Genomic DNA, 24728 nt, shown 5'->3' with positions numbered 1-24728 from the left:
CCCCCACTCACGCCGCCGCGTCGAGCAGCACCTTTCCCTCCGCTCCCACCCGCAGCATCACCTGGGCGGGTGGGGTGCTGGCATGGGCCGCCAGCCATTGGGCAAGGGGGGCCACCACGTGCTGCTCCACCGCGCGCTTGAGGGGGCGGGCCCCGTAGCGCGCGTCGAAGCCTGTGCGCGCCAGGTGCTCCACCACGTCGTCGCCGAAGGACACCTTCACGGCGCGGCGGGTGAGGCCCTCGCGGGACAGGGCCGCCTCCAGCGTGCGGCGGGCGAGCGCCCGGATGACCTCCGGCGTGAGGGCGCGGTAGGGCACCACCTGGTCCAGCCGGTTCAGCAGCTCCGGCCGGAAGAAGGCGGTGGCGGCGCCCAGGTAGTGCGCCTCCAAATCCCGCACGCTTCCGCCGCCGAAGCCCAGCGAGCGGCCCGCGCTGTCCGCGCCCAGGTTGCTGGTGAGCAGCACCACGGTGTTGCGGAAGCTGACGGTACGGCCGGTGCCGTCCGTGAGGCGTCCCTCGCCCAGGACCTGGAGGAGCAGGTCATGCACGCCCGCGTCCGCCTTCTCCACCTCGTCCAGCAGCACCACGCCGAAGGGCTGCTCGCGCACGCGCCGGGCGAGGCCGCCCTGCTGGCCGCCCACCTCGCCCACCAGCCGCGCGGCGCTGCCCGGGGCCGCGTACTCCGCCATGTCGAAGCGGGCCAGCCGGGCCGTGTCGCCGAAGAGGTACTCCGCCAGCGCGAGCGCGGACTCCGTCTTGCCCACGCCGGTGGGGCCCAGCAGCAGGAAGGCGCCCAGCGGGCGGGCCGGGTCCGCCAGCCCCGTCTTCAGGGTGACGATGAGGTTGCGCAGGAGCAGCGTGGCCTCGTCCTGGCCGACGATGCGCTCGCGGAAGCGCCGCAGCAGCGCCTCCGGGTCCAGGCGCACGGAGGGGTCCACCAGCTCGCGCGGGTAGCCGGTGCGCGTGCAGAAGGCCCGCGTCACGCCACCCGCGTCCACCTCGCCGCTGGCGGAGGGCTGGGCGCTGGCCGCGCGCAGCAGGGCCACCGCGCCGCCCGGGGGAGGGCCCTCGCCGAAGCGCTCCGTCAGCTCGGCGGCGCGGTCCAGGGAGTCCGGCGTGAAGCGCACCTTGCGCGCGCGGGCCACCCGCTGCGAGGCCTGCTGCACGGCGGCGCGAGCGGCCACCGGCGCGAGCGGCGGCACCGCCATATGCCGCAGGGCCTGCAGGAAGGCCCCATGCGTGCGCTCCGCGCGGGCCACGTCCTCCGGGGTGGCCTCCAGCACCAGCGCCACCTCGCCACTCTCCAGCGAGGGCAGCAGGTGGCGGGCCACGTCCAGGCCCGTGTCGCCTCCGCCCAGCGAGAGCAACTCCGACAGGCTGTCCAGGTGCAGCACCGCGCGGCGTACGCGCAGGTCCGCCACCATCCGCTGCACGCGCTCCTGCCACTGCCCCAGGTAGCGCATGCCGGCCATGATGCGGCCACCGGACGTGCTGTACACCTCCAGGCCCTTCAGCGGGCTTCCGGGCGCGGCCACCTCCGCGCGCTGCACCAGCTCGTGCACCAGCGCCGTCTTGCCCACCGAGGGTGGGCCCACCAGCAGCACGCTGGCGCGGGTGCTGGAGGTGACGGCCTCGGCCAGCCGGGACACCTCCGCGTCGCGCTCCCAGGCCCGCTCCAGCAGCCCGGCGCGCGCCTCCTCGTTGAGGCAGCGGCTCGCCTCCGCGAGACCGGGAGGCGGGGGCGGGCGCCGCTCCTTTCGAGGTTCATCCATGGCGGCGCGGGCGCGCGGCGACTGCCGGGCCCGTGCCGGCACGGAGAGCGTCTCCACCGACTCCTCGCCCACGTAGGCCAGCGACCGCAGCTGCTCCAGGGGCGTCATGTACAGCTCGTGGCGGACCAGCTCCTCCACGAAGGGCTCCAGGTCCGCCGGGTCGTGCAGCGTGTCCTGCACGCCCACCCGAGGCACCCAGACTCGCACCGGCCCCTTCGCTGCCTCACCCTTGCGAGCGGCCCGCTTCCTTCCGCCACGCTCGCCATGCGTCAGCACCGTGAGGCGCAGCGGCACGGGCAGCAGCCGCCCGTGCTGGACGGCGCGCACGGTGAGGAGCATACGCCGCTGGCGCAGGTCCTCCCAGTGCGTCTCCTCTTCCCAGAGCTCACCGCGCGCGAGGAGGCGGCCCAGCACCTGCACGAGGTCCAGCCGCGCGGCATTCACGTCCGCGGCGAACGAGGCCAGGTGCGGGTGCGTGAGCACATGGGCCGCCACGCCCACGCCCGGATAGCGGCGCACGAAGAGATGGAAGTTCTTGTCCATGTCAGCCCTCCTCCCGGGCCGCGTGCCGCAGCACGCGTCCCGCCCACGCGAGCGCCTCCGACGGCGGGCGCCGGCTCGCCAGGTGCACCAGCCCGCTCTCGCGGCCCTCCGTCACCACGCGGCCGGGCCCCTGTGCCGGCGCAGTCCCCGCCCGACGCGCCTCGCGCTCCTCCGCCCGCACCGCGTCCCGGGCAGCCACCGCCCGCGAGACGTCGTCCAGCAGGCCCGAGTCTCCCGTCAGCAGCTCCACGCGCACCGGAGCCGGACGCACGATGTCTCCGCGCAGGGTCTCCACCAACGCGTAGCCCTCCAGCGGGGCGAGCACCTCCGCCAGTCCGAAGGCCGTCAGGCTGACCACAATGCGCCGCACCCGCACGCCTGCCGGACGCTCCTCGAAACCGGGCCCCACCCATGCGACGCGGCCATCCGGCTCCACCCGCTCCTCGAATACCGCAGTGCGGCCCAGGTCATGGGGCAGCGCGCGCGCCACCGCGTCCAGCGCGGAGGCCGGCGCGTCGCCGAGCCCTTCAATCAGCACCGCCCGGACGTCGGGGCCGCGCTCCCGGCACGCGAGCTGGTGCGCCAGCCACTCCACCTCATCGCGCAGGGCCATTACCCGCGGCCGGCAGCGTCGCAGCCGCTCTTCTCGCGACACCGGCAGGGGCACGGAAGAGTAGCTGGGTTTGGCCCTCAGGCCACCGCGGCCGACGTTCCGGCTCCAGTCGTATCCGCGAGCAACCTCCTTGGGCACCGACGCTTCCGTCTCCAGGAAGTCCCGCTCCGCCAGCTCATTCTCGCGGATGTCCACCGCCTCCGCGGACAGGCGCTCCAGCCGCTCCACCAATTCCACGGCCTCCGGATGCACGTCTCCGGAGTGGGGCCTCGCCGCCTCCCGGGCCGACAGCGCGTCCAGCCGTGCCACCGTCTCCTCCAGCACACGGGACACGTCCGCCAGCGTCCAGCCCGTGGGGTCCGGCTCCGGCGCCCAGGCCGTCTCCCGCATCATCAGCTCCACGGACAGGCCCATGTCGTCGCCCCGGCGGAACAGCTCCACGCGGGCCAGGTCCTCGGCGCCGCGCCGCACCAGGTGGTGGGCCAGCGGCACCGTGAGGCGCCGCTCCAGGGCGCGCTTGAGGGGGCGCGCGCCGTAGCGCGGGTCGTAGGCCTGCTCCACCAGCAGGTCCAGCAGCGGCGACTCCACCTCCACCAGCACGTTGCCCCGGCGGATGCCCCGGCGTGACAGCAGCGACTCCAGCGCGTGCTCCACCACCACCCGCAGCGCGGCGGGCGTCAGGGGGCGGAAGGGCACCACGCGGTCCAGCCGGTTGAAGAACTCCGGGCGGAAGAAGGCACGCACCGCGGAGAGGTAGTGCGCCTCCGCGCTGTCGGCGGTGCGGTGGAAGCCGGTGCGGGCGGCGGCCTCGCGCACGCCCAGGTTGGAGGTCAGCACCACCACGGCCTGCCGCGCGTCCACCGTGCGGCAGGCGCCGTCCGTCAGCCGCCCCTCGCCGAGGAACTGGAGGAGGGCGTCGAAGATGCGCGGGTGGGCCTTCTCCACCTCGTCGAAGAGCACCACGCAGAAGGGCTGGGTGCGCAGCGCGGTGGTCAGCTCTCCGTCCGGCGCGCCCGGCTGGCCGAGCAGCCGGGTGATGCTGGCGGCGGAGACGAACTCGGACATGTCGAAGCGCACCAGCCGCCCCTCGCTGCCGAAGAGGGTGCGCGCGAGCGCCTTGGCCGTCTCCGTCTTGCCCACGCCGGTGGGGCCCACGAAGAGGTACGTGGCCAGCGGCTTGTCGGGCGGCTGCAGCGAGCGCTGGAGCGTGAGGATGGCGTCCACCACCGCGGACACCGCCTCCGGCTGGCCCGCCACCTGCGCGGCCATTTCGCGCTCCAGCGTGTCGCGCGTCTTCGGGGGCGCGCTGCCCAGTACGAAGTCAGGCAGGCCCGTCTGCTCACGCATGGCGGAGGTGACGTCCTCCTCCGTGAAGCGGCGCACGTTGCCGTCCTCCGTGCCGGGCCGCGCCACCACCCGGCGCAGCAGCCGGACGGCCTTGCCGGGGAAGGCCTCGTGCGCCACGAAGCGCTGCTGCAAATCGAGCAGCGTCTCCAGCGCCAGCGGGGACAGCCGCACCGCGCCGCGGTCGCTCGCGGCCTCCAGCTCGCGCAGCGTGCCCAGCAGCGCGGGCAGCGTGGCGCGCGCGTCCAGCGCGGGTACGTGCACCACGCGGAAGAGCGAGGCGAAGGTGGGGGCCTCCTCACGCACGCGCTCGAAGCGCTCCGGCGTGGACTCGGCCAGCACCGTCAGCTCGCCTCGCGCCAGGTGCGGCTCGATGTACTGCGCCACGTTGGTGCGCTCGCTGCGCGTGCGGCCCGCGTAGACGAGCGAGGCCAGGTCGTCCACGTAGAGGAGGTCTCCCACCTCCGTCAGCTCCTGCACCACGCCCCGCGCGCGGGCCTCCCACTGGCCCACGTACATCATGCCCGCGATGAACTGGTTGCCGTCCACGCGCCACACGTCGCGGCGGGTGCCGGCGGCGTCCTGCCGGGCGGTGAGGCGGCGGACCACCTCGTGGACCAGGGCCGTCTTGCCGGAACCCGGCGGGCCCACCAGCACCAGCGCCGCGCCCTCGCGCCCCTCCAGCGCATCCACCACCTCGCGCACCAGGGCCTCACGGCCGAAGCAGCGCTCCAGCGCGTCGTCCCGTGCGCCGTGGCTCAGGTTGCGCGCCACCGCGCGCAGCTCCACCAGGGACAGGCGGCGGCGGTTGCGGCGGGCCTCGCGCTGCTCGGGCGTCTCCGGGGGCTGCGCCTCCTCCTTCTTCTCGGCCGTCTTGCGGCGGCGCGGCGGGGTGGGGGGCTTGGGCGGAGTCCGCGGGAGGATGGTGGGCGCATAGGCATCCACCTCCAGCACCTCCAGCCGCTCGCGCCCCTGAGCCCAGCCGGTCCACTCCTTGTCCAGCGATTCGATGTCGCGCTCCATGCACCACGCGGCCAGCCGGCGCCCGAGCGCCTGGGGCAGCGCGTCCGGGTGGCCCAGCGCGAAGCGGGCCTCGGGCAGCCGGGTGGGCGTCACCACCCAGAAGTCGTCGCGGGGCCACTTCTCCAGGAGCACGGCCATGCGGCCCTCGAGGACCACGCGCCTGCCCTTCTCCCTGTCCCTGGCCTCCGTGCTCACCTTGACGTGGCGCAGGGCCACATGGGGGGGCCACTGGTACGCCGCCACGGACGAGGCGGACTCCTTCTCGAAGCGCTCCATGACGGCGAGCGCCAGCTCGTCGCGCAGCGCGGAGAAGCTGGGGCCCACCTTGTGGAGCGCGGGCCAGAAGGCGGGCACCCACGCCTCCACGAGACGTCCGCCGAGCGGGGAAACGACGATGGGAAGCTTGAGGTCCATGGCGTCAGTCCTCCTCCCGCGAGCCGAAGACGCGCCACTGCACCCAGGCCTCCAGCAGCGATTCGAGGTGCGGGCCCTCCGGTCCGTAGCGCTGCTTCGCGCCGGTGCGCAGGTCTTCCAGCGACCCGCCCCCCGTGCCGTTCGCGACGGGGCGGATGCGGCGCACCTCGTTCTTCGGCAGCGTCCTCTCCAGGTCGGCCATTGGCGGCAGCGAGTGCAGGGGATGGGGGGACGGCTCGAAGCGGGCGCGCACCAGCGCGGCCTGGCTGCCCTCGACGAAGCGGTGCACGCCGTGCTCGCCCGCCAGCAGCAGGGGGAGGGTGGCTCCGGTGAGCTGCAGGGCGTACCCGGCGGGCGCGGAGCGCACCTCGTCCAGGGGCGTCTTCTTCTCCCAGGCCCAGAAGAGCGGCGTGTCCTTGCGCTGCGGCCTGGGCTTCTCGCCCTGCTTGGGTTCCTCGGGCCTCAACAGTGCACGCTGGAAGGCCAGCGAGTTCGCCTCGGCCCAGGACTCATAGGCCTTCGCCAGGGTGCACAGGTGCGGCCACGCGCCGCGCCCGGGGACGAGGATGAGGGTGGCGCCACGGGAGGTGGGGAAGAGGCTGGCGTAGAGCCGCTCGCGCAGGGGGAGGAAGGTCCGCCGCAGCCCGGACACCTCACGGGCCAGCGACTCGGCCTGGCCCACCGAGCGGGACAGGTGCGCCTCGAAGAGGAGGTCCTCGATGGCCTCCGCCTGCTGGGCGACGTCGCGGAACGCCTTCTCCAGCTCGCGCGCCTCGGACGACTTGCGCGAGGACTCCTCGGCCAGCGCCCGTTCCTCCCAGTACGCAGGCTGCCGGGAGGCCTTGTCGAAGACGGCCAGCTCGCGCCGCAGCTCCACCATGGGGTTGGCGCGGCTCCAGCGCTGCACCTCGGCGCGCAGGCTGGCCGCGTCCTCCAGCACCTTCTCGATGGCCTGACGCCCCACGCCCTCGGCGGCGCCGCCCACCGCCTCCGCGCGCAGCGAGAGTCCCTCGCCGCCAGCGTCCACGTGCAGGTGTACCGGCCCGCCCTGCGGGTGCGCGGCGAGCCATGCCGCCACCGGCACCACCAGCTCCCGCTCCAGCGTTCGCTTGAGGGGGCGGGCGCCATACCGCGGGTCGAAGCCGCGGGCCGCGAGCCAGTCCAGCGCGGCCGGGGAGACCTCCAGCCGGGCATCGTGGAGCGACAGGCCGGGACGGCGGCACACGGCCTCCACCTCGCGCACCACGAGTCGGCGCAGCAGGTCCGCGGAGAGCGGGGAGAAGACGACGACGTCATCCAGCCGGTTGAACATCTCCGGGCGGAAGAAGCGCTGCACCTCGGTGAGGTAGTGGGCGCGCAGCACGGCGGCGTCCGGTATGCCCCCGGACGAGTCGAAGCCCACGCGGGCGCGCCAGGTGTCCGCGCCCAGGTTGCTGGTGAGGACGAGGACGGCGTTGCGGAAGTCGGTGAAGCGGCCGGCCGCGTCGGTGAGGCGTCCCTCGCCCAGCACGCCCAGCAGTGCGTCGTGCACGGCGGGGTGGGCCTTCTCCACCTCGTCCAGCAGCACCACGCAGAAGGGCTGGCGGCGCACCGCCGCGGAGAGGTGCCCGGGTGTCTCGCCGTCGCCGATGAGGCGCAGCAGCGCGTCCGGGCCGGCGTACTCGCCCATGTCCAGGCGCACCATGCGCTCCTTCGCGCCGAAGAGCAGCTCCGCCAGGGCCTTGGACAGCTCCGTCTTGCCCACGCCGGTGGGGCCCACGAAGAGGAGGACGCCCAGCGGGCGGCGCGTGTCGGCCAGTCCCGCCTTGAGCACGGACACCACTGCGGCGGCGCGCTCCACCGCCGCTTCCTGTCCCAGCACCCGCGCGGAGAGGAAGGTGCGCACCTGGCCCACTTCCATCGGGACGTCGTCGCGCAGGAGCGACTCGGGGATGCCGGACTCGGACGCGAACTGGCGGATGGCGTCCAGGCGGGCCACGCGTGGCTGCGCGGCATGCGTGCACGCGGCCAGCAGGCGGCGGAGGAAGGTCACCGCGTTGCCCACCTGCGCGCCGTAGGGCAGGAAGCGCCGGCAGAGGAAGCGCACCTCCTCGAGTGCTTCCGGGAGGACCTCCATGGGCCGGGGCCCCGCGTCGTCGGAGGCCACTCGCGCGAGGATTCGGGCGAGCGCATCCTGCGTGGGCTCCTCCACGCGCACCACGGAGAAGAGGCGGGCGAAGCTGGCGTTGCGGCGCTCCACCACGGCCCAGTCCTCGGGCGTGGCCTCGGCCACCACGGACACCTCGCGGGTGGCGAGCAGCGGGAGCAGGAGCTGCGCCACGTTCTGGTCGCTGTGGGCGCTCTTGCCCGCGTCCAGCAATTCCAGCGCATGGCCCAGCGAGAGGAGGGCCTGGGACTCGGCGGCCTCACGGAAGCAGCGTAGCACCTGCTGCTGCCAGTCGCCCCAGCCGCCCTCGCCCGCGATGAGGCGGCTGCCATCCAGGAAGAAGAAGGGGCGGGCGCGCTCGGACGCGGCGGCGCCCTTGGAGCGCAGGGCCTGGGCGAGCGCGTGGAGCACCGCCGTCTTGCCCACGCCGGATGGGCCCACCAGCACCACGGCCTCCGCGTCCTTCGCGGCCAGGCGGGCGCGCAGCAGCGTCACCAGTGCGTCCTGCTCGTAGGCGGGGTCGAGCTGCTCTTCCTGCGCGAGCTTGTGCCAGGGCACCGCGATGCGGTCCAGCGTGGGCGTGGGTGGCGGCTTCTCGGGCTTCGCGCTGGCGTCGCGGCGGGAGCGGCGGCGGCGCGGCTCCCACGAGTCCAGGTCCAGCGCGTCCTCGTCATCGTCGTCCGGGCCGGCGTCGCCCTTCTCCGCGGGCGCATCCGGTGGCCGCGGGGGCGGGCGGATGTCCAGGCGGATCTGCCGCGGCGTCAGGGCCGAGAGGGGCGGGGGCGTGACCTGGACTTCCAGCTCCAGCAGCGACTCGGGGCCGTCGGGGCGCAGCGCGAGCCTTCGCGCGTCGGAGAGGTCTTCCAGTTGCTCGCTGAGACGCTCCGATGCGTTCTCGGGAAGTGACTTGCCCTGGAACCACAGGTGCGTGCCGAGCCGCGGCGCGTGGAGCCCGATGAAGGACTGGTGCGTGGGGGCGACGACGGTGGTGAGGTGCAGCGCTGAGACGGTGTTCTCCTCCGCGCCCCAGACGGGAATGCCGGGGACTTCCACCGGTTGGAGTGTGCCGCCCTGGGCGGCGATGAACTCGGGCACGCGGCGGGGATGGACGCGGTTGAGCTGGTCATCCAGCGCGAGCGTCAGCTCCTCGGTGGCCTTCTCCAGGGTGTCCGCGTGAACCGCGAGGCGGGGCAGGGCCAGGGGCGTGAGCGTCACCCGGCCGCTGGCATGTCGCTGCACCCAGCATTGGAAACGGAAGTTCATGGAGAGGGCTCACGCTAGCACGGTGCCGCGCAGTGACGCGGCGGGGGCACGGGAGCTGACGAGGGGCGCGTCCTCGCGAGAAGCACTCGCGTTTCCGTGGGACGCGTTCATGCGTCCTTCGCGTGGGTCCTTCCTCCGTGCGGACCGGTGGGCCTCCCCTGGCCCGGTGACTGCAAGGGGAGGGCCCGGATTTTTCCGGAGGAATCCCCATGGAAGTCACCGCGCTGAAGGTCGAGAACCCGGCTTCCGAGCTGAGTGCCGAGGCGGATACGTCCCCGAAGCCCACCGCTGACACCACCACGGCTGAGAGCACCGCGAAGGCCATCCACCTCAGGCTGGTGAACGAGTCCAACGGAGGGAATCAGCAGATCGTCCTCTTCCAGAAGAACGTCGCGACGGGCTTCGATGAGCTGGCCGTCGCCTGGCGCGTCATCCAGAACCTGTCACCCGGCTGGTCGAACTCCTTCACCTACTCGTCCCAGGTCCAGGTCCAGGTGACGGACTCCTGGGGCAACACGAGTCAGCCGCTCGACCTCGCGAATGGGCAGATGGCGGAGGTGGTCATGGGTTCGTGCGGCACGGAGCTTCGGCTGTCCTCCCGGTCCGCCGCCAACACGGAGGAGATCCAGATCGGCAACTACCTGCAGCAGGGGGCCATCCATGTCACGGTCCTGCGGGATGGGCTTCCCGCGGCTCGCAAGACGGACATCGCCCCGGGTCAGAAGGCGGTCTTCAGCTTCCGGCCCTCCATCTTCATCGGCGTGGTCTCCCAGGTCGAGGCGGGACAGGTCGTCGACTCGGCCATCATGACCGACGTCAACACGGAGATCTCGCTCCTGGGCATCCAGAGCGCGGACATCGTCATGTCAGGGGGTGGGGCGGGTCCGTCGGCGCGTCCGTTCACCTTCGCGCTTCAGAACGTCGTGCTGGCATAGCGCCGCAACAATCGAATGCGACTCGAGAGGGACTACTACCTCTCGCACCACGTTCGAGCCCGAAGCCCCGGCGGAGGAGTGCCGCAGGCGGCTGGAGGTGCTGTCACCTCCGCCGCCCGCGCCCCTCACGGAGTGAACTTCCAGGGCACCGTCACCGCCGGCTGGAAGCAGTGGATGTGCGCGGTGACGCCGTACGCCAGCTCCTGGATGACACCGGCCCCGTAGCCACGGGCCTGGCACCACCGGCTCACCTCCAGCTTGGAGTCCGCGGAGGTGAAGTTCCCCGCGTTGGACGCGGGCCCGAGCTGGTCCTTGGGGACATCCTGGATGAGCCCCGAGTTGAAGCAGCCCACCCACGGCCGGGTCGTCACCTCGAAGAGCTGGCCCGTCGTCCAGCCCAGGCTGTTGCACCAGCGGTGCACGGCCGCGCCGCAGTCCAGGCTCTGCGCGACGCGGTCGTCCCTGCACCCTTCGTGCTTGCGCGCCAGCTCCTCGAAGGTGACAGCGAGGCTCTGGTGCTGGATGGGCGCGCACGCCACGCTCACGTCCGTGGTCGTTGCGGCGGCCGGAACTCCCAGGAGCGAGATGGGCGGCCGGTTGCCAATGAGCTGCTGAATCGTCTCGTACACGTTGGTGCTGTTGGCCAGCGCGTCATGCGCCCCACGCTGCGCGCAGACCCGGTGCATGGAGGATGCGCAGGCCTGCGTGCCCAGGGCCGCGTAGCCATTGCAGCCCGGGTGCTGCTGGCTCATCCCGAACTGGCCACCCGACGGAGTCACCTGGATGGCCTCGTCCTTACAGTCCGCGCCGTACGTCGACATGCACACGCTGCGATTGGAGCGCGCGTGCGAGAAGAGGCGGACCTCGTCGATGGCGCCGCGGAACGAGCCTTCCCCCGTGGCGGGGCACGTCTGCGTGTTCATCGTCACGCCCGCGCCGATGGACAGCGTTCCCGTGCCCAGCCGGAAGGAGCCGGTGACGACGGGCAGGGCACGCCCCGTGGACACGCCGTTGATGTACTCGTTGAACTGCCCGGTGACGCCGTCCCACGTATAGGCGATGTGGCTCCACTGACCCACGGGCAGGGCGGGGCTCCGCCCCAGGCGCACCCGCTGGCCGTTGAGCTGGAAGGACATCTGCACCGTGTTGTCCGCCTCGTAGATGAGGTCCAGGCCGTTCACCTTCTGCAGGAGGTACCGGTAGGGATTCCCCGTGCAGCCCTGGTTGATGTTCGCGTCAGGGCGGATGGCGAGCTGCACGGTGAAGCCGCGCACAGAGGCCCCGACGCCGGGCACCGTGCTGTTGGCGTCCGTGAGGTTCACCGTGACGGCGCCTCCACCGGGAACGAGCAGGGCCTTGCCCTTGCCCTGCGGCTCCCAGACCGAGCCCGAGGCCGGCACCGTCACCGCGTTGCCCGGGGAGATCTGCGCCGTGCCCGTGAGCGTGCCCGTGTAGAAGCAGCCGGACAGGTCCGGCGTGCGGGTCAGGTCGTACGCCCCCGCTCGCGTCACCATTTCGTTCATGGGCAGGAAGAGCAGGTGAAAGGGATTCATCAGGTCCCCGACGTCCACCTCGCTGTAGTCCGCCGTGTTGCTGCCGAAGAGCGCGAGCACGTCGTGCGTCTTGGTGACGGGCAGGTAGCGCGTCTCATTGCTGGAGCCCGGCGGGAAGTTCTGCGAGGGCGCGCGCTCCTGCTCCAGGTTCCACATGGGCCCCGAGTAGAAGAGGTGCGCGATGTCGCTGCGGTCCGTGTTGATGGCCCCGTCGATGTGGTACGCGGTCCAGTTCGTGTCCGCGCCGATCAGGCTCACCGCCTCGCGGCGCGCGCCGTCGGTGAAGACGACGGCGGTGTAGACGACGTTGCGCCCCTCGTGGTCCACCCAGGCATAGGCGCCACGCACGAGCGCGCCCGAGGTGGTGGTGCCGAAGGCCTCACCCGTGGCGGCCTTCAGCGGCTGCCACGAGAGCGGGTAGCGCTTCACGCCCGCGTTCGTGTCGTTGGACATCATCGACAGGGGCCGAGGGTTGCTCCAGCCCGACGCCGCGCACGGCGTGGGGTTGTACGAGTACATCAGGTGGTCGATGGTGCCGTTGTTCGCCGGGCCGCCCTGGAAGATGAGGAGCCGGCCGTCGGAGGTCATCGTCGGCTCGATGCCCCGGATGACCGCGCCGCTGGTGGTGGTCAGCGTCTCCAGGTTGCCGGTGGTGAAGGACGAGACGTCCGCCTGGGCCGTGAAGGGCAGCGACACGCGGATGTCCACGGGGCGGCGGCGGAACACGTTGTCGCCGTTGAACATCCGCGAGTCGAAGAGGTACGGCTGGTAGATGGCGAGCCCGTTGGCGAGCGAGTAGGGCTGCGCCGGATTGGTGAAGCAGAAGGCCAGCGCATTCTCCCCGTTCCTCACGTCCACGGTGCGCCCGGGCGAGAAGGCATTCGCGAAGTCGGGCCGGCCCTGGGCGTCATACGTCATCGCCTCGGGCCGGAAGACGCGCGCAATCCACGTCGTGGTCGTGGTCGCGTGGTCCTCCCGGATGTTGCCCACGAAGATGCGCCCATCAATCGTCGACGAGTGGCCATTCGCTCCGAAGGGCGTGCGGATGCGGCTGTTCACCAGGGACGGGCGCCCCGCCGCGGCGGCTGCCGGAGAGGGGAGGGCGAGGACGAGCAGCGGAACGGCGAGCAGGAACAGCGGGGGTCGGAGGCTTCGGGTCACAATGGCTCCCTTCGTGAAAATCCGATTATGCACGTATTCCCAGGCCCAGCCCGGGGCCTCCGTTGACAACGCTTCCCGTGGCGGGCATCGTGCCTTCACTCATGACCGTCTCGCCCACCACCGCTTGTTGCTGCTGTGACGCATCCGCGGTGGGCGCCTGTCCGCCAGTGGCCTGAGAGCCCTGGTCGAGCCGGTCCGAAAAAGCCCACTGCCCGCGAGGGAGTGGGCTTTCGAGTTTCAGGACCCGAACCCGGCCCATCCCATCGCGACCCCCGTTTCACCGCATGAGGTCACGTATGGAAGTTCGCTCCTGGGTTCCCGTGCTCCTGCTGTCACTCGCCGCCTGCTCCAAGCCGGGTGGTGGCGACGCGTCCGCGAACAGCTCCGCCGTCACCCTGCTCAACGTCTCCTACGACCCCACGCGCGAGCTGTTCTCGGACGTCAACGCCGCCTTCTCGAAGCACTGGGAGGCGAAGCGCGGCCAGAAGGTCACCATCAAGCAGTCGCACGGCGGCTCCGGCAAGCAGGCGCGGGCCGTCATCGACGGGCTGGATGCGGACGTCGTCACGCTGGCGCTCGCGTACGACGTGGACATGCTCCACGACAAGGCCCAGCTCATCCCGGCCGACTGGCACACACGGCTGCCGGACAACAGCGCGCCGTACACGTCCACCATCGTCTTCGTGGTGCGCAAGGGCAACCCCAAGGGCATCAAGGACTGGGAGGACCTGGTGAAGGAGGGCGTCACCGTCATCACCCCCAACCCGAAGACGTCCGGCGGCGCGCGGTGGAACTACCTGGCCGCATGGGGGTACGCGCTCCGCAAGCCGGGCGGCAGCGAGGCCACTGCCCAGGCCTTCGTGGAGCAGCTCTTCCGCAACGTCCCCGTGCTGGACTCCGGCGCGCGCGGCTCCACCACCACCTTCGCCGAGCGCGGCCTCGGTGACGTGCTCATCGCCTGGGAGAACGAGGCCTTCCTGCTCACGCAGGAGGTGGGCAAGGACAGGTTCGAAATCGTCGTCCCGTCGGTGAGCATCCTCGCCGAGCCCCCCGTCACCGTCGTCGACAAGAACGTGGACAAGCGGGGCACCCGCGCCGCTGCGGAGGCCTATCTCCAGTTCCTCTATTCCGACGAGGGACAGGAGCTGGCGGCGAAGCACCACTACCGGCCCCGCTCCCAGGCCGTGGCCGCGAAGCACGCCTCGCGCTTCCCCAGCGTGAGCCTCTTCACCATCACCGACGTCTTCGGCGGCTGGAAGAAGGCCCAGGCCGCGCACTTCGATGAAGGGGGCGTCTTCGACCGCATCTACGTCCCCCGTGCCCGCTGAGGGAGCGCCGTCATGGCCGTGTCCTCCCGACGCCGCGTGCTGCCGGGCTTCCGGCTGTCCCTGGGCTTCGCCTGGTTCTACCTGGGGCTCATCGTCCTCCTCCCGCTCTCCGGGCTCTTTCTCCGCACCTTCACCCTGACGTGGGCGCAGTTCTGGGAGACGGTGACGGCGCCGCGCGCGCTCGCGGCGTACCAGCTCACCTTCGGCGCCTCGTTCGCCGCGGCGCTGGTCAACGTCGTCTTCGGGCTGCTGGTGGCCTGGGTGCTGGTGCGCTACCGCTTCCCCGGACGTGACCTGGTGGAGGCGCTGGTGGACCTGCCCTTCGCGCTGCCCACGGCGGTGGCGGGGCTGACACTGACGACGCTGTTCTCCGCCAATGGCTGGTACGGCCGGTACCTGGAGGCGCTGGGCCTCGAGGTGGCCTACACGTCCGTGGGCGTGGCCGTGGCGCTGACCTTCATCGGGCTGCCCTTCGTCGTGCGCACCGTGCAGCCCGTGCTGGAGGACATCGACGCGGACGTGGAGGAGGCCGCGGCGACGCTCGGCGCCACGCCGTGGCAGACGTTCACGCGCGTCCTCTTCCCCAGCATCCTTCCGGCGCTGCTCAGCGGCTTCACCCTGGCCTTCGCGCGGGCCCTGGGGGAGTACGGCTCCGTCGTCTTCATCTCCGGCAACATGCCGCTGCGCACCGAAATCGTCCCGCTGCTCATCATCACCCGGCTGGAGCAGTACGACTACGCGGGCGCCACCGCCATCGCCGTCGTCATGCTGGCGGCGTCCTTCTCGCTGCTGCTGGCCGTCAACCTGCTCCACCGCTGGAGCCACCGCCGGCTGGAAGCCCGGCCCGGACACTGAGGCGCCATGCACCCGTCCACCCTCGTCCTGCGCCGCCGCACGCGGACGCTCAGCGGGCCGGCGGTCATCCGCTGGGCGCTCATTGGCGCGGCCCTGCTCTTCCTGGCCGTGTTCCTCCTCGTCCCGTTGGTGGCGGTCTTCACGTTTGCCTTCCAGAAGGGCTGGGCCGCCTACGTCGCGGCCATCAGCGCCCCAGAGGCGCTGTCGGCCATGCGCCTGACGCTGACGGCGGCGGTCATCGCCGTGCCCCTCAACCTCGTGTTCGGGCTGGCCGCGGCGTGGCTCATCGCCCGGTTCCGGTTCCCGGGGCGCTCGCTGCTCATCACCCTCATCGACCTGCCCTTCAGCGTGTCCCCCGTCATCGCGGGGCTCATCTTCGTGCTGCTCTTCGGACGGCAGGGGTGGCTGGGGCCGTGGCTGGCGGAGCACGACCTGCAGGTCATCTTCGCCGTGCCTGGCATCGTGCTGGCCACCGTCTTCGTGACGTTCCCCTTCGTCGCGCGCGAGGTGCTGCCGGTGATGCAGGCCCAGGGCAGCGACGAGGAGGAGGCGGCCCTGACGCTGGGCGCGAGCGGGTGGCGGACGTTCTGGCGCGTCACCCTGCCCAAGGTGAAGTGGGGCGTGCTCTACGGCGTCATCCTCTGCAACGCACGGGCGATGGGCGAGTTCGGCGCCGTGTCCGTCGTCTCGGGCCACGTGCGCGGCATCACCACGACGCTGCCGCTGCACGCGGAGATTCTCTACAACGAGTACGACTTCGTCGGCGCGTTCGCCGTGGCCTCGCTGCTGACGTTGCTCGCGCTCGTCACGCTGGTGGTCAAGAAATACGTGGAGTGGAGGAGCGTGGCGCCATGAGCATCATCGTCGAGCAGGTCACCCGGCGCTTCACCGCGGGCGGGACTCCGGCCGTGTCGGAGGTGTCGTTCCAGGCGCCCCGGGGGGCCATCACCTCGCTGCTGGGCCCGTCCGGGGCGGGCAAGTCCACCCTGCTGCGTCTCATCGCGGGGCTGGAGGTGCCGGACGCGGGGCGCATCCTCATCGACGGCGTGGACTGCACGTCCATGCCCGTGCAGCAGCGAGGCGTGGGCGTCGTCTTCCAGAGCTATGCCCTGTTCCGGCATATGACGGTGCGGGAGAACATCGCCTTCGGGCTGGACGTGCGGGGCCGCCCCCGCGCGGAGACGGATGCCCGGGTGGACGAGATGCTGCGCCTGGTGCAGTTGGAAGCCCTGGGCGGCCGCTACCCCGGGCAGCTCTCCGGTGGGCAGCGGCAGCGCGTGGCCTTTGCCCGCGCGCTGGCCATCCGGCCCCGGGTGCTGCTGCTGGACGAGCCCTTCGGCGCGCTCGACACGCGGGTGCGCGAGGAGCTGCGGGAGTGGCTCCACTCGCTCCACGAGCAGACGGGGCTCACCACGCTGCTGGTGACGCATGACCAGCAGGAGGCGCTGGAAATCTCCCAGCACGTCGTCGTCATGAGCGAGGGCCGGGTGGCGCAGGCAGGCTCGCCGGAGGACATCTACAACCGGCCCGCGTCGCCGTTCGTCGCCTCCTTCATCGGTGGTGCCAGCGTGGTGCGCGGCCGAGTCCAGGCGGGGAGGGTGGCCATGGGCTCGCTCACGGTGGATGTCGCGGCGGCGGCCCGGGAAGGGGAGACGGTGCAGGCCTTCGTGCGCCCCCATGACATCAAGCTGGCGAAGTCTCCCGGCGGGCTGGTGAACGGGCATCCCCCCACTGGGAGGGTGGAGCGGCTCAAGCCCGTGGGCGGCTACGTGAAGGTGCTGCTGCGCCTGCCCACCGGGGATGAGGTCACGGTGGAGGTGCCACGCTCGGAGTTCGACACGCTCGGCGTGGCCGAGGGGGACTCGGTGCGCGCGGACGTGCGGTCCGCCACCGTCTTCGTCGGGGACTACGCCATCTGAGGTGCCACGGTCGTCTACATGGATGACGTGGAGCTGATTCGTCTCCAGGCGGGCTACAGCACCAGCCGCCATGACAGTCCGGCGAGCGTGGTGTAGCCCACCACCGCTCGCTGGATGCGTCCTTCCGGCGACAGGAAGAACACGGTGGGGAAGGTGTCCACGCGGAAGGCACTCTGGACGCCGTCGTCCCCGAGCAGCACCGGGTAGTCCACCTCGTGCTTCGTGACGAAGCGCCGCACGGCCTCCTCGTCGTCGTAGGCCACCGCCACGGACACCACGTGCGCGGAGCCGCCCGCGAGGCTCCGGAGCTGGGAGATGTTGGACGACTCCATCCCGCACACGCCGCACCACGGCGCCCAGAAGGCCAGCACCACGGGCTTGCCGCGCAGGGACTCCAGGCTCACCGTCTCACCGGACAGCGTGCGCAGCGTGAAGTCCGGCGCGGGCGTGCCGGCCCCCGGCAGGCGCCGCGCCTGCCACGCCGCCACGGCCGCGACCACCACCGCCAGCACCACCAGGTCCACGCCCCAGCGCACCCACCAGCGGCGGCGAGCGTGCTCCCACGCGGCCCTCATCCGTCCCAGCGCTCCGGCACCGCCCTGCATTCCAGTCCTCTCCGGAGGCCAGCGAACCCGGCCTCACCTCGACACCGGGGACGACCGCCCCAGAGGGCGGCCGTCCCTGGCTCACCACGTCACGTCACGACAGGGCCGGCTCGGCCTCGAAGTCCCAGGCCGCGGCGTTCCGGACGCTCTCTCCGGCCAGCCGCTGGGCGCGCCCCACCGCCTTGGTGACGGCGTTCCCCGCCCGGTCCAGTGCCTTGTCCACCGCCGCGACCAGGCTGGTGTCCTTCGACTCCAGCGTCAGCTCCTTCCCGTGCTCCAGGCGCAGCGTCACCTTGCAGGCCTTGTCCACGCCGCCGCGCGGGCCGTTGGTGTCCTCCAAGCGCAGCACCACTTCCTTCACGCGGTCCGACAGTCGGTCCAGCGCGAAGCGCACGCGGCGCTCGCAGTGGGTGCGAAGGGTCTCGGTGAGGGGGATGTGACGGGCTCGGATTTCGATACGCATCCAGGACGCTCCTTCTGGCCCCCCATTGGGCCTATCTCCTTTCTGTCCATGCGGAGCGTCTGTCGCAAATAGGAAAAGCCCCCGGGGCGCTTCGGAAAAACCGAAGGCTCACGGGGGCCGGGTGGGACGAAGGGGGAGGGTGCCCCACTTCGGAGCCGCGACTACGGAGGGGTGGTGGTGGCCGTGGCGGCGGGCTTCTGGGACGTCTTGCCCGGCGTGGCCGGCTTGGGGGCGTCCTTCGGCGCTTCCGGGGCGGCGGGGGCCGCGGGGGCCGCGGCGGTCGCCGTGTCGGCCTCGGGGGCCGGCTTCTTCTTCTCCGGCAGCGCGAGGACGGGCTTCTCCGGCACCGGGCGGGCGCCGATGCGCACCTGCTGCTCCACCATGCGGGACCAGAGCGACGCCTTGGGGCCCACCAGGGCGTTGTCCGCCAGCACCAGCGTCCGCACGTCCTGCGCGCGGCGGTACAGGCGCGGCGCCACGTCCGGCTGCTGCGGGTCCGAGTCGCTCACCTGCACCTGCTCCTGCACGCTGATGCCCTTCTCTTCGAAGGTGAGGGTGGACGTCAGCTCGAACTTGCGGCGCAGCCCGTTGGGCAGCTCGAAGGTCAGCTCGCGCGACAGCGGGAACCACGCGGCGCCCAGGCACGCGCGGGCCTTGTCGGACACGGACTCGGTGAAGAAGCGGTTGCGGCGCAGCGGCATGATGCGCGCGTGCCGGCGGCACACCTCCTCGCCTTCCGTGATGCAGGCGTCACCCTCGGCCACCAGCACCTGGGTGTCCTGCACCGTCTCCAGCCGCAGCTTCGCGTTCTTCGCCATGGCGCGCAGCGAGCCCAGCGCGTCCACGCGGAAGCCCTGCTCCGTCGTCTCCACCAGCGCCACCGGGCCCAGGGCCTCGCCGTTGGTGAAGCGCCGCGTCATCACCCACACCAGCCGCTTCCCGGCCGTGAGCGTCTCCAGCACCAGGTCCTCCTCGGCCAGCTTCTCCGGGGGCGGCAGGGGCAGCGCATCGGGGCCGGGCTCCACGCACTCGTCGGCGGCGGGGTCCTGGGACCAGACCGGCGCGCCCGTGCAGTCCACCGCCGGCCGCGGGGCGGCGCCGGTGTCCTTGTCGTAGCCGTGCAGGAGCAGGGCGAACCACGTGTCGGGCGTGGGGAAGGAGCGCGCGTTGTCGCCCGCCTCGGCGAAGCACATCGCCGGCTTGGGCACGCTGGCGCAACCGGCCAGCAGGGACAGCGCCACGGCGGAGACCTGGAGCGTTCGTTTCATGGGTTCTCTCAGGCGTTGGTGAACTGGAGGTCCCAGTCGCCATCCGCGGTCAGGGCCACGTGCAGCTTCGGGGGCACCGCGCCGCCCACCAGGTGCTGCAACAGCTCGCGGGAGAGCACCGGCATCAGCGAGCCCTGGAGGATCTGCTCCATGTTGCGCGCTCCCATCTCCGACTCGGTGCACCGGCGCGCCAGCTCGTCCAGCAGGTCCGGCGCCAGCGTCGTCTCCACGTTGTGCGCGGCCTTGAGCCGCCCCACGAGCTTCTCCAGCTTCATCTCGGCAATCTGCCGCATCACGTCGCGCTGCACCGGGCCGAAGGGCACAATCGTCATGCGCGCCAGCAGCGCCGGCTTGAAGTGCTGGCTGAGCACGGGGCGGATGGCCGCCACCACCTGCTCCGCGCCAGGCTGCGCGCCGTCCTCGTACATCCGCATCACCAGGTCCGAGCCCAGGTTGCTGGTGAGGATGATGACGGTGTTCTTGAAGTCCACCTGCCGGCCCTCGCCGTCCGTCAGCGAGCCCTTGTCGAAGACCTGGTAGAAGAGGTTCATCACCTCCAGGTCGGCCTTCTCGCACTCGTCCAGCAGCACCACCGAGTAGGGCCGCTGCCGCACCGCCTCCGTCAAGAGGCCGCCCTCGCCGTAGCCCACGTAGCCGGGCGGCGAGCCGATGAGCCGGCTCACCGTGTGCTTCTCCTGGAACTCGCTCATGTTGAGCGTGGTCATGAAGCGCTCGCCGCCGTAGAGCGTGTCCGCGAGCGCCAGCGCCGTCTCCGTCTTGCCCACGCCGCTGGGCCCCACGAAGAGCATCACGCCAATGGGGGTCTCCGGGTTGCGGATGCCCGCCTGGGAGATGCGGATGATTTCGGCCACCTTCTTGAGGCCGGACTCCTGGCCGCGCACGCGGGTCCGCAGCTTGTCCTCCAGGCTCAGCACGGAGGCCAGCATGTCGCTGCGCATCTTCCCGACGGGCACGCCCGTCCAGCCCGCCACCACCCGCGCGACGATGTCCGCGTCCACGTCCGCGTGCACCAGCGGCACCTCGCCGCGCACCTCGGCCAGCTTCTTCGTCGCCTCGTCCACCGCCGCCTTCAGCGCCGCGGTGTCCGCGTCCGGCTTCGCCTCGCGCAGCGCCTTGCGCGCCTCCATCAGCGCCGCCACCGCCGTGCGCTCCGTCTCCCAGCGCGCGTGCAGCGTGGCCCGCTCGTCCTGCGTGGCGCGCAGCTTCTCCTCGGCCGCGGCCAGGGCCTCCTCTTCCTCCTTGCCGCCCGTGCCCTCCGCCAGGTCGCGCTTGCGCGCGTCGCGCTCGCGCTCCAGCGCGGCAATCTCCTGGTCCAGCGCCACCAGCTCCTCGGGACGCGTGGACAATTCAATCTTCACGCGGGCCGCGGACGTGTCGAGCAGGTCCACCGCCTTGTCCGGGAGCTGCCGGCCGGAGATGTAGCGGCTGGACAGGCGCACCGCCGCGGACACGGCCTCGTCGCGGATGGTGACGCCGTGCGCCGCCTCGTAGGTGGGCCGCAGGCCGCGCAGCATCAGCTCCGCGTCCTCCACGCTCGGCTCCTCCACCTTCACCGGCTGGAAGCGCCGCTCCAGCGCCGCGTCCTTCTCGAAGTACTTCTTGTACTCGGCCCACGTCGTGGCCGCGAGGGTGCGCAGCTCGCCGCGCGCCAGCGCCGGCTTGAGCAGGTTGGACGCGTCCGTGCCGCCCTGCGAGCCGCCCGCGCCGATGATGGTGTGCGCCTCGTCGATGAACAGGATGATGGGCGTGGGTGACGCCTTCACCTCGGCGATGACGGCCTTGAGCCGGTTCTCGAACTCGCCGCGCACGCCCGCGCCCGCCTGGAGCAGGCCCAAATCCAGGCCCAGCAGCTCCACGTTCTTCAGCGCGTCCGGCACCTCGCCCCGGACAATCGCCCAGGCCAGGCCCTCCACGAGCGCCGTCTTGCCCACGCCCGGCTCGCCCACCAGGATGGGGTTGTTCTTCCGGCGGCGGGAGAGGATGTCCACCATCTGCCGGATTTCACGGTGCCGGCCGAAGATGGGGTCGATCTTCCCCTCGCGCACGCGGCCCGTGAAGGACGTGGCGAAGCGCTTGAGCGCCTCGTCTCCGCGCCCCCCCGGAGCCCCGGCCGCGCCCCCCGCGGAACCGCCGCTCGCCGCGGCGTCGGCGGAGGCCACCTCCACGTTCTCCGGAGAGGGCCGCAGCACCACCTCCAGCGAGGACATGAGCTCGTCCCGGCTGATGGCGTCCAGCTCCGGGAACAGCTCCGCGGTGTAGCGCGAGCGCCGGCTGACGAACTGGGCGAACAGCAGGCCCGAGCGCAGCCGCGTGGCGCCCTGCTCCACGGAGGCCAGGAGCCACGCCTCCTCGAACCACTGGAAGAGCGTCTCGGAGAAGACGGGCCGCCCCGCGTTGCCGGCGCGCAGCCCCTGCAGGGCCCGCTCCATGCTGGACAGCAGGTGACGGCGGTCCACCCCGAACTGCTGGAGGATGCGCGCGACGTCGGAGTCCTCGGCCTCCAGCATCTGCGCGAGCAGGTGCTCCGGGACGATTTCGTAGAACCGTCCCGCGCTCGCCCGGGCCACCGCGGCCTCGAGCAGACGGGTAGAGGTGGGCGTCAGACGACGGACCAACGCTTTCGGATCGACGCGAATGGGAGCCCCCAGAAAAGAACAGCGATGGTGGACGGTATACCGGGCAGCCCGAGCGCCGTAAATCCCCGGCCCTCAGGCATGCCCGCTCGGGATTTCATCTCGCCACGGGAACGCTGAGCTGCGTCTGCTGGCTGTTGCCCAGCCACGTGTCCCGGCCCAACTTGCTCGGTTCCTTCTTCGAGAGGCGGAACTGCTGTTGCACCCCCTCGGTGAGGCCGAGCTCCAAATCGTACTCCAGCGGGTCCTTCACGAAGAGGGCCACCACCTCGCGGACGAGGGGGAGCAAATCCCCCTCCGGCATCAGCCGCCTGTAGGCGCGCGGCGGCAGGGGGGCGACATGGATTTGAATCTTCCCCGTCCTGTCGAAGGCCTTGCCGCCCAGCAGCATGTTGCGCCCGAGCTGGTGGTTGGCCCGCCCGAGCTGCACCCGCGCGTCGATGTCCACCCACCGGCCCACGAACTGGCGCACCGACACCCGCGCCCCCTCCAGGTCGTCTCCCAGCACGTCCTGGAGGGCCACCTCGAGCTGCTCCGCCGTGCGGAAGCGTCCGGCCAGCAGCGGGGCGATGCGCAGCAGCCGCCAGGTCGGCAGCCTGCTCTCCAGTGGCTTCTCGTAGGTGTCGAAGCCGCCCAGCGCCAGCAGCCGCCTGGACCACTGGTCCTTGAAGGACGTGTCCGTCTCGCTGGTGACGCGGTACTTCGACTCGATGCGGTACAGCAGCGACAGCAGCCGGTGGTGGAAGAGGTCCAGGAACTCGCGCCGCACCGGGTGGTCCGGGTCCTCCTGCGCGACTTCCTCCGCGAGGTAGTGGGGGAGGGGGCTCACCGCGCCCGTCAGCCCGAGGAAGCTCGTCACCACCTCGAAGAGCGGCCGCCGCGAGTACGGGTCCTCCGCCCGCACCGGCACCCGGTGCAGCGCCACCGAATTCACATCCCCGGAAGGGAAGCCCAGCGACGGGTCGTGCCGGAAGCGGATCATCTCCTCGTTGACGGGGCCGGCCCCGCCCACGCGCACCGCCTGGGCCGTCAGCCGCTCCAGGAAGGCCACCAGCGGGAAGAAGCCCGCCCGTGGCGCCGCCTCGGCCAGCTCCCGGGCCGCTTCTACAAGAGCGTCTGCGTTCCGTTCCTCGGAAGCCACGTGTACTCCGTCTGCGAGGGGTGGAGGCGGATGCTCAGCTCGTTGAAGGAGTTGATGGTGACGTGGGACGCGAGCAGCTCCTCCAGGATGCAGCCGAAGAGGAACGAGTCACCCACGCCCATGAAGTTCTCCTCGTCCAGGTCCACGCGTGTCTTGTGGCCCCGCAGCGGCGCGCCCTCCAGGAAGCGCGTCACCGGCTTCGTCTCCACCTGGCGGATGGCGTTGATGCGCAGGCGGCTGGCGCGCGCCGCCAGGTTGTCCGTGAGGGAGTGGAAGTTGTAGAGGTCCATCAGCCGCCGCAGCGCCGCCGCGTCCGCCAGCGAGTGCTGGTTGATGGCCAGGTGCGACAGGAGGCGCCAGTGCAGCTCCGAGCCCAGCGGCGGGCGCGCCGGCCGGCTCACCGGGGAGATGTTCTTGAACTTCGCCTGCGTGGGGCTGGCCGCGGTGGAGGCCGTCAAGTCACCCACTTGAAGGCGCGAGGGCAGCGAGCGGTTGGTGCACGTCAGGTCGATGGACAGCGCCTCCTCCGAGCCCAGCACCGGCGCCACGTCCCGCGGCGTCTCCAGGGTGATGTACGTGTCGATGCAGTCATCCAGCGGTGAGTGCACCCGGCGCAGCCGGTAGAAGGACTGCTCCGCGGTGCCTCCGGCGGTGTGGCTGAACTCGAAGAAGGGCCGGTACAGGCGCCGCTCGTTGCGGCCGGCCTGCAGGCCCGTCACCGTGTCCACCGAGTACACCTCGGCGTGGTTGGGCGGCAGGTCCGACGCGCGCAAGAGGTGCTCCCTGTCCAGCGCGTGGTGGAGGACGGGGTCCGCCGGCACGCTGAAGAGGTTGACCACCGGCGCGCAGTGCAGCCGGAACATCTCCCGGTGGATGCGCGCGTCCAGGGGCGGCGGCCGCTCCAGGTGGAAGGCGATTTCGAACCGGTCTTCCTTCAGGGACGCCGCGGCGTCCAGCCCGCGCACCTCGAAGAACAGGAACTTCTCCGGCAGCGTCAGGTACTCCTGGAGCTGGCGGTAGCCCTCGCTGGCGCGCGGCCAGGGCAGCAGCTTGAAGTCCCGGTCGAAGCCCACCGGGTGGAGGGAGTTCGCCGGCAGCCGGATGCCGTCGCCTTCCGAGGACGCGCCGCGCACGCGCACCTGGCGGCAGTAGCGCATGAGCCACAGCAGCACCACGGACGCGGCGGACAGCTCGCCGTGGATGAACAGGCGCAGGCCCTGCGGGCGGAACACCTCCGCGCGGCCCTGCTCCGTCGTCTGGAAGAACAGCCGCAGCACCGGGGCCGTAATCGACGCGCGGTCCAGCAGCGCGTCCGTGAGCTGCAGCGGCAGCAGGTCCACGTCCGTCGTGGTGCGGAAGACGCAGGAGGTGCCGTCGATGGGATGCGAGGCGACCTCCGCCCCGGCCGGCACGCGCGAGCGGCCGCGCAGCGCGCGCAGGTGCGGGGAGAACTCGATGATGGTGGAGGCGGGCAGGGGCCGCAGGTAGTGCGGCAGCAGCAGCTCCGTCAGGCCGTGCACCAGCTCCGGCACGTCGTCGTCCACGCGCTCGCGGATGCGCGCCGTGAGGAAGGCGAAGCCCTCCAGGAGCCGCTCCACGTCCGGGTCCGCGCCGCGCTCCACCAGCAGGCCCGCGACGGAGGGGTTGGCCAGCCCGAAGGCGCGGCCCATCTCCCGCAGGTACGACAGCTCGCTCAGGTAGTACTTGCTGAACATCCTCGCCCTTTGCC

The 24728-nt window shown here is 71.7% G+C and carries 15 protein-coding genes; 5 read left to right on the top strand and 10 right to left on the bottom strand.

Annotated features, from left to right (window positions below; genetic code table 11):
• Positions 1-7: 7 nt before the first annotated feature.
• The 3 genes from K8638_RS27005 to K8638_RS26995 are packed head-to-tail and all read right to left on the bottom strand — an operon-like array spanning position 8 to position 9117.
• The gene (locus K8638_RS27005) at positions 8-2314 is read right to left on the bottom strand and encodes an AAA family ATPase (protein ID WP_223757514.1); all 2307 of its coding nucleotides are present in this window, start codon (positions 2312-2314) and stop codon (positions 8-10) included.
• Between the two features lies 1 nt (position 2315).
• Entirely contained in the window at positions 2316-5708 is a 3393-nt protein-coding gene (locus K8638_RS44950) for an AAA family ATPase (RefSeq protein WP_305071194.1), read from the bottom strand.
• A gap of 4 nt (positions 5709-5712) precedes the next feature.
• The gene (locus tag K8638_RS26995; protein WP_223757513.1) at positions 5713-9117 is read right to left on the bottom strand and encodes an AAA family ATPase; all 3405 of its coding nucleotides are present in this window, start codon (positions 9115-9117) and stop codon (positions 5713-5715) included.
• Positions 9118-9326: 209 nt separating this feature from the next.
• On the opposite strand from K8638_RS26995, the gene K8638_RS26990 reads away from it, so the two are divergent.
• Complete coding sequence (locus K8638_RS26990) at positions 9327-10052, top strand: hypothetical protein (protein ID WP_223757512.1); 726 nt, start codon at positions 9327-9329, stop codon at positions 10050-10052.
• A gap of 125 nt (positions 10053-10177) precedes the next feature.
• Here K8638_RS26990 and K8638_RS26985 read toward each other — a convergent pair whose 3' ends face one another.
• Positions 10178-12766: a LamG domain-containing protein gene (locus K8638_RS26985; RefSeq protein ID WP_223757511.1), complete on the bottom strand. Its 2589-nt coding sequence runs from the start codon at positions 12764-12766 to the stop codon at positions 10178-10180.
• Positions 12767-13062: 296 nt separating this feature from the next.
• Here K8638_RS26985 and K8638_RS26980 point away from each other — a divergent pair, with 296 nt between their 5' ends.
• Genes K8638_RS26980 through K8638_RS26965 form a run of 4 tightly spaced genes read left to right on the top strand, consistent with a single transcriptional unit; the run spans position 13063 to position 16868 of the window.
• Positions 13063-14094 carry a sulfate ABC transporter substrate-binding protein gene (locus K8638_RS26980; protein ID WP_223757510.1) on the top strand — a complete coding sequence of 344 codons (1032 nt, stop codon included), beginning with the start codon at positions 13063-13065 and terminating at the stop codon, positions 14092-14094.
• Positions 14095-14106: 12 nt separating this feature from the next.
• Positions 14107-14949, top strand: coding sequence for a sulfate ABC transporter permease subunit CysT (gene cysT, locus K8638_RS26975; protein ID WP_223757509.1), 843 nt, complete (start codon positions 14107-14109; stop codon positions 14947-14949).
• Between the two features lie 6 nt (positions 14950-14955).
• Positions 14956-15804, top strand: a complete 849-nt coding sequence (cysW, locus tag K8638_RS26970) for a sulfate ABC transporter permease subunit CysW (RefSeq protein WP_223757508.1) — start codon at positions 14956-14958, stop codon at positions 15802-15804.
• Entirely contained in the window at positions 15801-16868 is a 1068-nt protein-coding gene (locus K8638_RS26965) for a sulfate/molybdate ABC transporter ATP-binding protein (RefSeq protein WP_223757507.1), read from the top strand. Before cysW ends, K8638_RS26965 begins: the two co-directional genes overlap by 4 nt.
• 53 nt (positions 16869-16921) lie before the next feature.
• On the opposite strand, the gene K8638_RS26960 is transcribed toward K8638_RS26965, so the two are convergent.
• The 6 genes from K8638_RS26960 to tssF form a co-directional block, all read right to left on the bottom strand.
• Positions 16922-17443 carry a peroxiredoxin family protein gene (locus K8638_RS26960; protein ID WP_370644118.1) on the bottom strand — a complete coding sequence of 174 codons (522 nt, stop codon included), beginning with the start codon at positions 17441-17443 and terminating at the stop codon, positions 16922-16924.
• Between the two features lie 124 nt (positions 17444-17567).
• A complete protein-coding gene (locus tag K8638_RS26955) occupies positions 17568-17936 on the bottom strand; it encodes an HPF/RaiA family ribosome-associated protein (RefSeq protein ID WP_223757505.1) in 369 nt (122 codons plus the stop codon).
• A gap of 161 nt (positions 17937-18097) precedes the next feature.
• Positions 18098-19204: a hypothetical protein gene (locus K8638_RS26950; RefSeq protein WP_223757504.1), complete on the bottom strand. Its 1107-nt coding sequence runs from the start codon at positions 19202-19204 to the stop codon at positions 18098-18100.
• Between the two features lie 8 nt (positions 19205-19212).
• Positions 19213-21873: a type VI secretion system ATPase TssH gene (gene tssH, locus K8638_RS26945; RefSeq protein WP_223757547.1), complete on the bottom strand. Its 2661-nt coding sequence runs from the start codon at positions 21871-21873 to the stop codon at positions 19213-19215.
• A gap of 82 nt (positions 21874-21955) precedes the next feature.
• Positions 21956-22999 (bottom strand): type VI secretion system baseplate subunit TssG, encoded by a 1044-nt coding sequence (gene tssG / locus K8638_RS26940; protein ID WP_223757503.1) that lies wholly within the window; start codon positions 22997-22999, stop codon positions 21956-21958.
• Positions 22963-24714, bottom strand: a complete 1752-nt coding sequence (tssF, locus tag K8638_RS26935) for a type VI secretion system baseplate subunit TssF (RefSeq protein ID WP_223757502.1) — start codon at positions 24712-24714, stop codon at positions 22963-22965. Before tssF ends, tssG begins: the two co-directional genes overlap by 37 nt.
• Positions 24715-24728: the final 14 nt, after the last annotated feature.

Source organism: Myxococcus sp. RHSTA-1-4, assembly GCF_020037125.1.
Taxonomy (GTDB): Bacteria; Myxococcota; Myxococcia; order Myxococcales; family Myxococcaceae; genus Myxococcus.
The sequence above is the reverse complement of the archived record's forward strand: the minus strand, read 5'-3'. Positions and strand labels throughout refer to the sequence as shown.